This is a genomic window from Rhodococcus tibetensis, from assembly GCF_024438035.1.
Classification (GTDB): Bacteria; Actinomycetota; Actinomycetes; order Mycobacteriales; family Mycobacteriaceae; genus Rhodococcus_F; species Rhodococcus_F tibetensis.
The window spans coordinates 122,614-137,383 of sequence record NZ_JANFQF010000012.1; the positions used below are offsets into that span (position 1 = coordinate 122,614).

The 14,770-nt window shown below is 66.7% G+C and carries 8 protein-coding genes; all 8 read left to right on the forward strand.

What is annotated here, in order from left to right; translation table 11 throughout:
- Positions 1-19 precede the first annotated feature (19 nt).
- The 8 genes from NOF53_RS16065 to NOF53_RS16100 all read left to right on the forward strand — a co-directional run bounded on the left by NOF53_RS16065 (position 20) and on the right by NOF53_RS16100 (position 14,737).
- On the forward strand, positions 20-1,402 hold the full coding sequence (locus NOF53_RS16065; RefSeq protein WP_255970458.1) for a DUF2252 domain-containing protein: 1,383 nt from the start codon (positions 20-22) through the stop codon (positions 1,400-1,402).
- An 81-nt stretch (positions 1,403-1,483) separates the two neighbouring features.
- Positions 1,484-2,692 (forward strand): enhanced intracellular survival protein Eis, encoded by a 1,209-nt coding sequence (locus NOF53_RS16070; protein WP_255970460.1) that lies wholly within the window; start codon positions 1,484-1,486, stop codon positions 2,690-2,692.
- Between the two features lie 118 nt (positions 2,693-2,810).
- The gene (locus NOF53_RS16075; protein ID WP_255970463.1) at positions 2,811-3,803 is read left to right on the forward strand and encodes an isopenicillin N synthase family dioxygenase; all 993 of its coding nucleotides are present in this window, start codon (positions 2,811-2,813) and stop codon (positions 3,801-3,803) included.
- On the forward strand, positions 3,803-5,263 hold the full coding sequence (locus tag NOF53_RS16080) for a CYTH and CHAD domain-containing protein (protein ID WP_255970466.1): 1,461 nt from the start codon (positions 3,803-3,805) through the stop codon (positions 5,261-5,263). Before NOF53_RS16075 ends, NOF53_RS16080 begins: the two co-directional genes overlap by 1 nt.
- Positions 5,264-5,453: 190 nt before the next feature.
- On the forward strand, positions 5,454-6,836 hold the full coding sequence (locus NOF53_RS16085) for a dicarboxylate/amino acid:cation symporter (RefSeq protein WP_255970468.1): 1,383 nt from the start codon (positions 5,454-5,456) through the stop codon (positions 6,834-6,836).
- Between the two features lie 44 nt (positions 6,837-6,880).
- Positions 6,881-7,297 (forward strand): nitroreductase/quinone reductase family protein, encoded by a 417-nt coding sequence (locus tag NOF53_RS16090; RefSeq protein WP_255970469.1) that lies wholly within the window; start codon positions 6,881-6,883, stop codon positions 7,295-7,297.
- A 181-nt stretch (positions 7,298-7,478) separates the two neighbouring features.
- On the forward strand, positions 7,479-12,971 hold the full coding sequence (locus NOF53_RS16095; RefSeq protein WP_255970470.1) for a glutamate synthase-related protein: 5,493 nt from the start codon (positions 7,479-7,481) through the stop codon (positions 12,969-12,971).
- A complete protein-coding gene (locus tag NOF53_RS16100; protein WP_255970471.1) occupies positions 12,968-14,737 on the forward strand; it encodes a sulfite reductase subunit alpha in 1,770 nt (589 codons plus the stop codon). The genes NOF53_RS16095 and NOF53_RS16100 overlap by 4 nt, the downstream gene beginning before the upstream one ends.
- Positions 14,738-14,770: the final 33 nt, after the last annotated feature.

The following is a 14,770-nucleotide window of genomic DNA, read 5'->3' on the forward strand; positions in this document are numbered from 1 at the left end:
CTGGGATAAGGTCACCGTCGTGACGACCGATCGAGTGCGAGTCGACCTTCGAACGAAGGTCGAGGCGGACGACGTCGCAGCGCGCGGCAAGGCTCTGCAGGCGTCAGTGCCGTCCAGCGCGCACGACCACGCCGCCGCCGGGGCAGACCGGCCCGGTGTGCTCGAGTTCGTCGAGGCCACCAACGAGGGCAGGCTGACGAGTCTGGTTCCGCTGCGAATCGGTCGGATGATCGCCTCTCCCTTCGCGTTCTTCCGGGGCGCCGCCGGCCTCATGGCAGCCGACCTCGCCGGCTCACCGGTCACAGGATTGACGGCGCAGCTGTGCGGTGACGCGCACGCCGCCAACTTCGGCCTGTACGGCACACCGGACGGACAGATCGTGATGGACATCAACGATTTCGATGAGACGCTCCCGGGGCCGTGGGAGTGGGACCTCAAACGTCTCGCCGCAAGCCTGGTCCTCGCCGGGCGCGAAGGCAGTGTGTCCGAGAGCGGCTGCATCGAGGCCGCTGTAGACGCCGTGACCTCGTATCGGCGCACGATTCGCGATCTCGCCGAACAGCCGTTCCTCCAGTCCTGGAACGCACTTCCGGACAAGTCGGCGCTCGAACGGGCAAAAGCAGACGATCTGCTCGACGACTTCGACAAAGCCGCGCAGAAGGCCCGCCGCAACACCAGCGAGAAGGTCGCGGCCAAATGGACCACGCACCTCGACGATCACGAAACCGGGATCCGCCGAAGACGATTCGTCGAGGACCCGCCCGTTCTCACCCGCGTCGACCAGGCCACTGCCGATGCCGTCATCGACGGACTCGAACTCTATGTCGAGTCACTGCGCGAGTCGCGCCGAAACCTCATCACCCGATTCGCGGTGTCCGATGTCGCCTTCCGGATCGTAGGAACCGGCAGCGTGGGATTACGCAGCTACATCGCCCTGCTGCACGGCAACCGGGACGAGGTGCTCGTCCTACAACTGAAGCAAGCCCGGCCGTCCGCATTGTCGCCGTACTTGCCGGTCAGTACACCCAAACACGAGGGCAAGCGGATAGTGCACGGTGCCCGGTTGGTGCAAACGGAGTCGGACATTCTCCTGGGCTGGACGACGATAGGCGGTCTTCCCTATATCGTGCGTCAACTCCGCAACCTCAAAGGGGACATCGACCCGACCGGTCTCGCGCGAGACCATCTCGACGACTATGGCCGCCTGGCCGGCGCCCTCCTCGCGCGTGCACATACCCGCTCGCTCGATCCGCGGCTACTCGGTGGCTACTTCGCCGGCGACGAGGAACTGGACGAAGCGATCGGACGGTACGCCGTCCGCTACGCCGATCGAACCGAAGCCGACCATGCGGCACTGGTCGACGCCGTGAAGTCGGGGCGGATCGCCGCCGAGCCGTACTGAGCTGCTGCGGGTGCGCCGTCAGCACCCACGGTGCGATGAAATTCGTGTGCAGCACAGGGTGCCGTGTGCCAGTGTCGGGGCATGACGACCACCACCGACGGCATCACGATCAGATCCGCGACCGAGCAGGATTGGCCGAACCTCATCCTGCTCAACGAGATCTGCTTTCTCACACCACAGACGCCCGAACTCACGGCCTTCTGGAAGGGAATGGTGGGGGCGGATCGCCCGGTCATCGCACTGGACGGTGATGCCGTAGTGGGCGCCACCATGGACATACCGATGACCGTCACCGTGCCGGGTGGTCGCAGCGTCGCGGCAGCCGGGATCACCGCGGTGACCGTCGCTCCCACGCACCGCAGGCGGGGAATTCTTCGCGCGCTCTACACCGAGCATCACGCGCGTATCCAGCAGTCCGGCGTGCCACTCTCGATTCTGACCGCCAGCGAGGGCGGAATCTACGGCCGGTTCGGGTACGGTCCGGCGACCGTCGAATCCACGGTCGGCATCGATCGCCGGTTCGCCGCTCTGCACCCGGCCGTGCCCGATCCCGGTGGGGTCCGCATGGTCCGCCCCGCCGAGGTGCGTCCCTCGATCGCCGACACCTACGACCGGTGGCAGCGACGTACACCCGGCGCCCAAGTGCGCCCGGACTGCGTGTGGGATCGGATCTTTGCCGATCCCGAGAACGAGCGTGGCGGCGGTACGAGTCTGTTCGGGCTGCTCCACGACGACGGGTACGTGCTGTATCGCCGTGTCTCCGGTGAGCAAGGGGCAACCGCACGCGTCCAGGAGATCCGCTCGATCACCGACGAGAGCCATGCCGCCCTCTGGCGCGCCCTGCTGGGTCTGGACCTGATCCGGCGGATCGAGGCCGCTGTCGTTCCCGACGATCCACTGCCGTACCTACTGACCGACAGCAGACTGGTTCGAACGACGTCCCGTCACGACGAACTGTGGGTGCGGATCATGGACGTTCCCGCCGCTCTCGAAGCTCGGGTATACCGACGCGACCTCGACATCGTGGTCCACGTCGACGACGATTTCCTCGATGCCGGCGGCCGATTCGCATTGAGTGTGAAGAACGGCCGCGCGGCGTGCACCCGCACCGAAGCGGACCCACAGGTGGTGCTCGACCTGGAGGTGCTGGGAAGCCTCTATCTCGGTGCCCACCGGGCGCGCTCGTTCGCCGCCGCGCACAGGCTTTGGGCGGTCGACTCGCAAACCCTCGACGCCGTGGACCTCGCCTTCGGTTCCGAAAATTCCGCCCAGATGGGCTGGGGGTTCTGACTCCCTCGCCCTTGCCCAGCCCCTGATTCGCCGGGCGAAGGTACCTCCGGACGAGTCGGAGGCGTCGAACAGCACATTCGCCTCGAAAACATGGCGCCCCCGGGGATACCGTGGAAATGTGCTTCCCGTCATCGACCTCGCCGACCTGAACACACCCGTCGGGCGTGAGCGGCTGCGGGAGGTCACCCACCACGTCGGGTTCTTCTACCTCGACGGTCACGGTGTCGACCGCGGCCTTCTCGATGGGGTGTTCACAGTTGCCCGCGAATTCTTCGCGCTGCCCGAAGAGTCGAAAATGTCGATCGCCATGATCGACAGTCCACATTTTCGCGGCTATAACCGGCTGGGCGGGGAACTGACCAACGGCGAGATCGACTGGCGTGAGCAGATCGACATCGGCCCGGAGCGGGACCCGGTTCCGAATGCGACCGACTACCTGCGGCTGCAGGGCCCGAACCAGTGGCCTCGAGCGCTACCCGCGCTGAGGTCCACGATCGAGGAGTTCGACGCGGCACTGGCCGAGGTCGGGATGCGCCTGCTCCGACACTGGGCAGCTTCCCTCGACGCCGATCCGGGGATATTCGACGACGCGTTCGCCCGCGCCCCGGCCACGCTCATCAAGGTGGTGCGGTATCCGGCGCGGCCGAGCGACGATCACACCGGTGAGCAGGGTGTGGGCGCCCACAAGGACTCGGGAGTGCTCACCCTGCTACTCCTCGAGCCCGGCTCGACGGGGCTGCAGGTGGAGAGCGAGGACGGCAGCTGGATCGATGCTCCCGCCCGCGCTGGGTCCTTCCTGGTCAACATCGGCGAACTGCTCGAGGTCGCCACGGGCGGATTCCTGCGTGCTACCCGTCACCGGGTGCTCACACCTGCGGGCGCACCCGAGCGGCTGTCGGTGCCGTACTTCCTCAATCCCGCACTCGACGCGACCGTTCCGACTATCTCCCTGCCGCCGCACCTGGCGTCCCGCGCCCGGGGAGTCGATCGAGATCCCGACAACCCGCTGTACCGGACATACGGCGAAAATGCGTGGAAGAGCCGGACCCGCGCGCACCCGGACGTTTTCCGCCGCTGGTATCCGAAAGACGCGGGGTGCAAACTGGACTGATGGCGGCAGAACAGTCGGAACGCGAAGACAAATACGATGTGAGCCTCGACTTCGAGGTACCGGCTCTCGAAGAGCTGACTCCAAAGCAGGGCCGGGAAGACATCGACACCATCCGGCTCGACAGTGTCTATTTCGACACCGCCGACCATGACCTTCTCCGTCACCATTTGACGCTTCGTCGCCGCTCGGGGGACGACGACCTCGGATGGCATCTCAAGGTGCCCGCCGGCGATGCCCGCACCGAGGTCCGTCTTCCGCCGACCGGCGACGAATCCGTCCCGGACGAGCTGGCGCACGCTGTGGTGGGGGTGGCACTCGGCAAACCACTGCTGCGAGTGGCCTCGCTCTCCACCGTCCGACGACGCCATCGTGTGGTCGACTCGGCAGGAAATTTGCTGGCGGAACTGGCGGACGACTCGGTACGGGCCACCGCAACCGCCGACAACGGTGGAGCCATTGCCAGTCAGTGGCGCGAAGTCGAGGTGGAACTCGGTGATCACGGCGACGAGCAGATGCTGCGCGCCATCGGTGAACGCCTCGTTCGGAGCGGGGCGCACACGTCGTCATACGCCTCGAAACTGGCGCGCGCGCTGGCAATCGAGCCGCAGCGCTCCGACGCCGACACCCGGAGCCCGGCGCGACGAGCACTCACGGACTATCTCGACACCCAGATCGACGAGATCGTTGCGGGTGATGTGTGGCTGCGCCGCGGACTCGACCCGATACACGCCACCCGCGTGGCCATTCGCCGGTTCCGCAGCACTCTCCGCGTGTTCAAAGATCTGGTCGACCCGGACGCGCGGTCGACGCTCGAGGCCGAACTTGTCTGGTACGCCGGGCTACTCGGCGAGGTGCGCGACCGTCAGGTGCAACGACACCGGCTCGGGGAATTGGTTGCCGGCCTGCCTGTCGAGTTGGTCATGGGTCCTGTCGCCGCACGAATCGAACAGGACCTGCTGGGGGAACAGCAGCGTGCCCTGACCGCCGTCATGTCGGCTCTCGACGACGCGCGCTACCGCGCTCTCCTGGCGACGCTGGCGCAATGGCGCACAGCCCCACCGTTGACCATCGAACCCGACGCCGGTCCGAAAGTGATCAAGAAGGCTGTCAAGCGGGCCGGGCGCAAGGCGCGGAAACGACTGACTACCGCCGTGGCCGATTCCGACGCGGCGGAGTTGCACCGCGCCCGGAAAGCGGGCAAGCGCGCCAGGTACGCGGCCGAGCTCGCCACACCGCTCCTCGGTGGGAAAGCGGCGAAGAAGGTATCGGAGTTCAAGCACCTCCAGAAAGTGCTCGGTGAGCATCAGGACAGCGGTGTCGCCGCCGACAACCTTCGCGCTCTCGGGGCGCGCGCCGGAGTTACGGAGGGGGAGAACGGCTTTACCTTCGGACTCCTGTATGCACTCGAACTCGAGCATGCCCGGCAAGCCCGCGCGGAGGCTGCCCGTCTCGTGCGGTAATCGAGTCGGCGAGTACAGTTGCTGCGGTGTTGTTCCTGACCTCTCGACGTTACGTCGACCTCCGGCTGCAGGCGAGCGCCATCTGTCCGCGCACGCTCTGACGGACCCTCTTCACACCTCTCAGGAATCTTCCCCGCCGCATCCCGCCTTATCCGGCGTCGGCTGACGGCTTCATGCGAAAGGCACACCCATGCCCAGCTCCGCGCTGTCCGCGCGCGCCGAGAACACCTCTCGGCGCCTACCGAAGTGGGCGGGCTCGTTCGGCCCACAGATCGTCACCGGCCTCGTCGTCGGCGTCATCCTCGGGCTCGTCGCCCGATCCTTGCCCGCAGCCGCCGACGGAAACGAGAACTGGCTCGTCGGCACCGTCCACACCATCGGCACGAGCTACGTCAAACTCCTCACCGTCGCGGTGATCCCGCTGGTGTTCACTGCCATCGTCAGCTCCATCGCCAACCTACGGGAAGTGGCCAACGCCGCCCGGCTGGCTGTCCAGACCCTCCTGTGGTTTGCGATCACCGCGTTCATCGCGGTGGTCATCGGAATCGTCGTCGGACTTCTCACCCAACCCGGCGCACACACGACGGTGACCGGCGAAGGCAAGGAGCCGGCAACCACCGGATCGTGGTGGGCGTTCGTCACCGGCTTGGTGCCCAGCAACGTCCTCGGCCTGAGCGCGAAAACTACCGTTACCGAAGGTGCGGCCAGTACGTCGCTGAGCTTCAATGTGCTGCAACTACTGGTCGTGGCCGCTGCCATCGGTATCGCCGCACTGAAGGTCGGCGCCAAAGCGGAGCCGTTCCTGCAGGTCAACGCCGCCTTGCTGGCAATCGTGCAGAAGGTGCTGTGGTGGATCATCCGCCTCGCTCCGATCGGCACCGCCGCGCTGATCGCCAACGCGGTCGCCACGTACGGCTGGGATGCCATCGGCTCGCTGGGCTGGTTCACTGCTGCCGTGTACATCGGGCTGGCCCTGGTGTTCCTTGTCGTCTACCCCGTCCTGATCCGTGCCCACGGGCTGTCGGTGCGTGCCTTCTATTCCGGCGTGTGGCCCGCCACCCAGCTCGGGTTCGTCTCCCGGTCGTCGATCGGCACCCTCCCCCTCACCGAGCGCGTCGCCGAACGTAATCTCGGCGTCCCCCGCGAGTACGCGTCGTTCGCGGTCCCACTCGGAGCGACCACCAAGATGGACGGGTGCGCCGCCGTCTACCCCGCCATCGCCGCGATCTTCGTCGCCCAGTTCTACGGTGTTCCGCTGTCCGTCACCGACTACCTGCTGATCGTCGTGGTGTCGGTGATCGGGTCGGCGGCCACCGCAGGCACCACCGGTGCCACGGTCATGCTGACGCTGACCCTGTCGACGCTGGGTCTGCCCCTCGCCGGAGTGGGACTCCTGCTCGCCGTCGAACCGATCGTCGACATGGGCCGCACCGCGGTGAACGTCACCGGTCAGGCGCTCGTCCCGACGATCGTCGCCAAGCGTGAAGGCATCCTCGACGAGGTCCGATACAACGCCGAACGCAACGGTGACCCGTTCGCCGACGAGGAAGACGCGGCCGAGGCCGCCGCATAACGAAGGCTCGACGAGGGCCTTCTTTTCATGGAAGGCTCTCGTCCATGGCCGATGTCAACACGTTGAAGTGGCGGATCATCACCCAATTCCAGAAGCGGGTCCTCAACCCGGTCACCACTCGGTTGCCGAGCCAGACGCTTCTGGAAACCGTCGGACGCAAGAGCGGTGAGCCGCGCGTCACGCCGATCGGTGGGCAGCGAACCGGCAACCAGTTCCGGCTCGTCTCCGAGCACGGCGAGCAGTCGAACTACATCCGCAACATCCGCGCGAACAACGCCGTGCGACTGCGACTGCACGGCATGTGGCACACGGGCACCGCGACCGTGCTGCCGGACGACGACGCCGTCGCCCGCCTGGCGCAGCTCCCGCGGCTCAACAGCGCTGCGGTCCGCGTGGTCGGCACCGACCTACTGACCGTGCGGGTCGATCTCGTAGACCGCGAAACGAGCAGCTTGCAGTAGAGACTTAGCCTCGGCTAATCTGCGATTTCGCGTGGACTCGTCAGGGTCCGCACTACAGACAACGACGTCTGCCTCACCGGCGTATCGGTTCGGGGCCGGTTCTCCGCCGTGATCCTCTCGCCGACGCCACCCGTGTGCTGCACGGACCCTATTTCGGCGAGTATCGCGAGGAGACAGTCGGTTGAACACGAGTGCCACCGAGTCCGGCCTGTACGACAGGACGCTCGACAAGAGCAGCTGCGGCGTGGGCTTCATCACCCGCAAAGACGGCGTGCAGACCCCGGATGTTCTGGCTCTGGGCAATGAGGCTCTGTGTGCTGTTCCTCACCGCGGTGGCATGTCGGCCGAGGGCGTCGGTGACGGGGCCGGCATCTGTATCGACCTCTCGGTGCCCTTCTTCCGCGCCCTCACCGGACGGGGAGAGCTGGAGGCTTGTCGCTTCGGTGTCGGCAACTTCTTCCTCCCCACCGACGTCGCGTTCCACGCCGACGCCGAGGCCGTCATCGAGCGGGCCCTCGCCGAGCAGGGTTTCGAGGTGCTGCTCGAACGTGACGTCCCAGTCGACGCCACCGTGCTGCGTCCCGCCGCGATCAAGTACCAGCTGCCCATTCGCCAGTGGGTCTTCACCGCTCCCGAGGCGTGCACGGACGGGGTCGAGTTCGACCGCCGCATCCACGACGCTTTGCTCGCCATCGAGGCTGTCGCCTACACCCGACCGGACCTCGCCGGGATGTATCCGCTCTCGCTCAGCGCTCGCACGCAGGTGCTCAAGGGTCGCCTCAATTCCCATGAGGTGATCCCGTACTTCTGTGACCTGGTCGATCCGGCTCACGCCGTCCACACCCTGTTCTTCCACACCCGGTTCTCGACCAACACCGACCCGCACCCGACGATGGCGCAGCCGTTCCGGCTCATGGCGCACAACGGCGAGCTCAACACCGACAAGAAGAACCGGCTCTCCGAGACGGCCGTGGCCCGGGCCAGGAACCGGGAGATCGTTCGTCCGCACGGGCAGTCGGACAGCTGCCGTCTCGATCAGACGCTGCAGAGCCGTGTCGTCGAGGACGGCCTCGATCTCGTCACCGCCGTCGTGTCGATGATGCCTCCCGCATGGGAGAACGACACGAACCTCTCCCCCGAGGTCCGGGCGATGCTCGAGTACTTCTCCCTCTACGAGGAGAAGAACGACGGCCCGGCCGCGGTCATCTTCGGGAACGGGACCGTGGTCGGAGCGCGTCTCGACCGGCTGGGGTTGCGTCCGCTGCGCAGCGTGGAGACCGACGACTACCTGTGCGTCACCTCCGAGGCAGGGCAGATCGACTTCGACCCCGACACGGTGCGTCACCGCGGACGCATAGAAGCGGGCGGCATGCTGTACTTCGACCACCGCGAGGGTCGCGCGTACTCCTCCGAAGAGGCGCTCGAGCTGCTGGCCGGCCGGCACGACTACTGCGCCCTCGTCGCCGAAGCGCGCCACACCATCGACGCCCTGCCCGAGGTGGACGCCGAGCCCGGCCCACTGCGCTACAACGGCGACCTGGAACGCCATCAGCGGTACGTCGCGTACTCGCACAACCAGGAAAGCTTCAAGTTCATGATGGATCCGATGCTGGCGTCGGGTCAGGAGAAGATCTCCGCGATGGGCTACGGCAATGCCATCAACGCGCTTTCCGACCAGGAAGGTGGTGTGGCCAAGTACTTTTCGCAGCGTTTCGCGCAGGTCACCAACCCTTCGCTGGACAGCATCCGGGAGTCGGACGGCATGACTCTGCGGGTCGCGTTGGGCGCCAAGCTGCACAGCGGTGCAGAGTCTGCCCCGCAGATCGTGGTGCCGTCGCCGATCCTCACACACCTGGACATGCTGCGGATCCGCAAGCAGACCGAGACGCCGGTGCAGCGTTTCCCGATGCTGTACAGCCCTGTCCCTGCTGACGCCGCTGCCAACGCGGCCGCGCTCGAGGCTGCGGTGGACGGATTGTGCGACGAGGTGGAAGCGTTCGCCCGCGAACGCGGCGGCATCGCGATCCTCACCGACCGGCATGTCGCCACCGACCGCGCCGCCCTGCCGATGATCATCGCGATCTCCGCCGTCAATCAGCGGCTGATCGAGGCGGGTCTGCGTCTGCGGGTGTCGGTGGTGGCCGAGAGCGGGCAGATCTCCTCCTCGCACCACGTGGCCGCTGCACTCGGGTTCGGCGCCGCCGCGATCTACCCCCTCGCCGTCCGTCTGCGCGCCGAGGAGAAGTTCGCGGACAACGCGGACGAGGCGTTCAAGCGCTTCGCCAAGGCGGCCGAGAAGTCGTTGATGAAGACGATGGGCCGGGTCGGCCTGTGCACCGCCGAAAGCTACATCGGGGGCGAGTTCTTCGAACCCAACTACCTCGACACCGACGACCCGGTTCTGCGCCGCTTCTTCGCGAACGTCAAGACACCCGTGGGTGGTGTGGGATTCGCCGTGATCGCCCAGGCCGTCGCGGACTGGCACGCAAAGGCTTTGACAGTCACCGGGGAGAAGGACGTCCCGCTGCTCGGCCTGTTCAAGGAGCGCGCGGAAGGCGCCGGTCACTCGTACGGCACGGCTGCCGTGCGCGGCTTCGTCGACCTCACCGAGGAGCCGATCGCGTTCGACACCGCCGGTACCCAGGACCACACGGAATCGCTGCGACTGCTGCCGTTGAACCGGCTCGGGGACGCGTTCGGTCTCGACGACGACGCCTACCGCAACGCCGGCTTCCAGAAGCTGACGCCCGAGACGATCGACGGGTTCGACATCACCCCCGGCTACCGGGCGTTCGCGCGGACGATGGCGGAGGAGCGCACTCGTCGTCCCGCGGCGCTGCGCGACGTCCTGGACCTGCCTGCCGACGTCACGTTCCTCACCACCGCGCACGAGTTCCGCCGGCAGATGGGCAGGTTCTCCCGTCAGGGCAACAACAGTTTCGCGGTTCGTGGCCTCGCATCCGAGCAAGTCGGGGACGACGAGTTCCGCCTGCGACTCACCGGCCCGCACGCCGGCGACCCCACCGTGCTCGCCGCGCTGGGTGAGTCGCTGATCCTGCGGTTCGGTGACGACCTCCGTGAACATCGGATCGACGACGACGCCCTCGTCGTCCGGGCGTCCGGTGAGGCACTGCGATGCCTCGCCCTGCTGCGCACCGCGCCGCCCAGCGTTCCGATCGACACGGTCCAGAAGGCCAGTGAGATCACCCCGTTCCTCACGTCCGGCGCCATGAGCCACGGCGCGTTGAACTCCAATGCGCACGAGGCCGTCGCACACGGCACGAACATGGTCGGCGGGATGTCGAACAGCGGCGAGGGCGGCGAGCACATCTCCCGCTACGGCACCATCCGCGGTTCCCGGATCAAACAGTTCGCGTCCGGCCGCTTCGGTGTGTGGGCCGGCTACCTGGCCGACCCGATGCTCGAGGAACTCGAGATCAAGATCGCGCAGGGCGCCAAGCCCGGCGAGGGCGGGCAGCTGCCCGCACCCAAGGTGACCGTCGAGATCGCGGCCGCCCGCGGCGGCACACCCGGCGTCGAGCTCGTCTCGCCCCCACCGCATCACGACACCTACTCCATCGAGGACCTCGCGCAGCTGATCCACGACTGCAAGGCGGCACGGGTTCGCGTCATCGTCAAGCTCGTGTCCTCGGAGGGTATCGGGACCATCGCGGTGGGTGTCGCGAAGGCCGGCGCAGATGTCATCAACGTCGCCGGCAACACCGGCGGCACCGGCGCTGCTGCGGTCACCAGCCTCAAGTACGCCGGGCGTTCCGCCGAAATCGGTGTGGCCGAGGTTCATCAGGCACTGTGCGCCAACGGTTTGCGGCAGAAGGTGCTGCTCCGGTGTTCCGGCGCGCACCAGACGGCGAGTGACGTGGTGAAGTCGGCGCTCCTCGGGGCCGACAGCTTCGAGTTCGGCACCACCGCGCTGATGATGCTCAAGTGCGTCATGGCCAAGAACTGCAACATCAAGTGCCCCGCCGGCCTCACCACCAACCCGGAACTGTTCGACGGTGACCCGCGGGCCATGGCGCAGTACCTGCTCAACATCGCCCACGAGACTCGGGAGGTGCTCGCCGAGCTGGGCATGACCTCATTGCGTGAGGCTCGCGGCCGGTCCGACCTGCTGCACCTGCTCGACCACCCGTCGAGTGTGGGCCAGCTCGACCTGCGGGCGATGCTCGCGGTAGTCGACGAGGTCACGATCGGTGATCCGGTGTATCTCGAGAAGGACTACACACTCGACGACGGCTGGCTGGTCCAGCTGCGGGCGGCCCTGGTCGAGCAGGGCCAGTCCACCGTCGAACTCGGTGACGGTGTGCGGCTGAGCAACCGTAACAAAAGCGTCGGCGCACAATTGGCCATCGACATCGAACGCATGCTCAATCACGAACTGACCGAACAGGTTCTGCCGGCAGTGCTTCGTGACGAACGTGGTCGCGGTTACCTGCGCGAGGGCAGCGTCCGGATCTCCACCTCCGGGTCCGCGGGCCTGTCGTACGGCGCGTTCTGCAACGACGGTATGTCCCTCGTCCACACAGGCACCGCCAACGACGGTGTCGGCAAGGGTGCCAACGGCGGCAGCATTGCCGTGTGCTCGCCCGGTGGCGGCTCAGACCTGCACGGCGGCAACGTGCTGATCGGCAATTTCGCCTTGTTCGGGGCCACCGGTGGACGCACGTTCGTCGAGGGTCAGGCCGGTGACCGCTTCGCTGTCCGCAATTCGGGAGCCACCGCAGTGGTCGAGGGCGTCGGCGATTTCGCCTGCGAGTACATGACCAACGGCGCGGTGCTCAACCTCGGCGGGTTCGGCAAGGGTGTCGGCAACGGAATGAGCGGCGGGTTCGTCTACCAATACGACCCCGAGGGCAAGCTGCCCGGCAAGGCCAGTGCCGATTCCATCCTGCTCGGTTCGATCACCGGCGACGACGAGCACGCGGCACTGCACCACCAGGCCGTGCACGTGCTGCTCGGCTGGCACCTCGCGGCCACGGGGTCCGCGAAGGCGGCATGGCTCCTCGAGAACTGGGAGACCGAGCAGCACCACTTCGTGTACGGCATGCCGCGTGCACTGCTGCAGTACCAGGACAGCGACGAAATCCTGAAAGCCAAGCCTCGCAAGGACTTGGCCGACGAACTCGCCGCGGCACTGGTGGCGCACCAGGTACGCAAGTTCAAGCTGGACTACCGCGACGGTCACGCAGTACTGGGCGGCGCAGTGCCCGGCTACGGCGAGGCCGACACCGAAGCCATGTTCGCGCTGCTGAACAACTACACGGTGCTGAACGCGGCGCAGGAGATGGCGCTGTCCAAGCTGCCGGGTGCCGCGGATCCGTCCGATCCGGCGGTCGACAAGGCCGTCCGCAACCTGCTGCTCACCGAGGACTTCTTCCTCATGCAGCGACTGCAGCGGTACGCCCGCGAAGCCCTGAAGGGTTACAGCGACGAGGACCTGGCGGTGATGGTGGCGGCCAAGCGCCTCGCCGACTACAAGGATGCGCTGCGCCGCCGCAACGTCCGGTCCATCGACGCCCCCGGTACCTACGGCTGGATTCTGCACCAGGATGCGAAGAACGTCGACAAGATCGGCCGGCTGCCCGGTTTCGAGGAACTGTTCGCGCAGCACGCTCTCCCCGATCTGATTCCCACGAGAGACGTGGTCCCCTCATGAAGATGCCCTACATCCCCCAGGACGCCCCGTTCAGCGAGGACCAGCGTGTGTGGCTCACCGGCTTTCTGGCCGGAATGAGTTCCCGTCTCGCGGTCGGCAGCAATTCCGACGCGCCCGCTGCCGCCGCTGGGCAACTCCCCGCTGTCCACGTGCTGTACGGCAGCCAGACCGGCAACGCCGAGGGCGTCGCCGAAGATGCTGCCGCCGCGGCACGTTCGCACGGCTTCGCGCCGGTGGTCAGTGCGCTCGACGACGTCGAGGTCGACGCCCTGGTGTCGATGCAACGTGTGCTCGTCGTCACCTCCACCTACGGTGAGGGCGAAATGCCCGACAACGCGGAACTGTTCTGGCAGGCGCTGTCCGCGGAGACCGCGCCGCGATTGGAAACCACCGACTTCGCCGTGCTCGCACTCGGCGACACCGGCTACGACGGGTACTGCCAGGCCGGCAAGATGATCGACACCCGGCTCGAGCAGCTCGGCGCCCGCCGGGTTACTCCACGCGTCGACTGCGACGTCGACTACGAGGACACCGCCGCCGCATGGGTCGCCGACACCCTCCCCTTGTTCGCGGCCGTCGAAGGCATTCGCGGCGAGTCCCCCGTCGCCGCTGTCGCCGAGCCCGAAACGAAGCCGGCCCGCAAGCGGTCGCAGTGGAACCGCAAGAACCCCTACGTGTCCACACTGGCTGTCAACCGGAGGCTGTCGGGTGACGCCTCCGCGAAGGAGATCCGGCACTACGAGTTTGCACTGGCCGACAGTGGTCTCGAGTACGAGGCCGGTGACGCGCTCGGTGTGATGCCGATCAACGATCCCGCGCTCGTCGACGCTCTGGTGTCCCGGCTGGGCATCCCGGCGGACGCCGCCGTCACCGGCAAGGAACGTCCGTTCAGCGATCTGCTGATGCACTCTTGCGAAATCTCCACGCCGTCCCACGAATTCCTCGACGAGATCGAGAAGCGGGCCGGGAACGACGAGTTGACTCACGTCCTCCGGCACGGTGACAAGGAGGCACTCGATGCGTGGCTGTGGGGCAAGGACGTCCTCGATCTGCTACTCCTCGCTCCTGCGCTGTCGATGACCGCCGACGAGTTCGTGGGGGTGCTCAAGCCTCTGCAGCACCGGGCGTACTCCATTTCGTCGAGTCCACTCGCCGACCCCGGCAGTGTGCACCTCACCGTGGCCAGCGTCCGGCACACCTCCGCCGGTCGGGACCGCGGCGGTGTGTGCTCGACCTACCTGGCCGACCGTGTCGCCGAGGGCAGTACCGGCGGAATCTTCGTATCCAAGAACAAGTCGTTCCGCGTGCCTACCGACGATCACGCGCCAATGATCATGGTGGGCCCCGGAACCGGTATCGCACCGTTCCGCGCGTTCCTGCAGGAACGCCAGGCGCGGGGCGCGTCGGGGCGCAACTGGTTGTTCTTCGGCGACCAGCACCGCGCGTCCGACTACATCTACGAGGACGAGATCGGTGCCATGAGCGACAGCGGTCTCCTCACCCGTCTCGACCTCGCCTTCTCCCGCGACCAGGCCGGGAAGATCTACGTCCAGAACCGGATGCTCGAGAACGGCAAGGAACTCTTCGCCTGGCTCGAGGACGGCGGCCACTTCTACGTGTGCGGCGACGCAACCCGCATGGCGAAGGACGTCGATCGGGCACTGCACCAGGTGATCGCCACCCACGGTGGTCTCTCGGCCGAGGATGCGTCGGAGTACGTCAACAAGCTCAAGAAAGACAAGCGCTACCTACGCGACGTGTACTGAGCACGCCCGCACCAACTTACGAGGAGAAGCAAG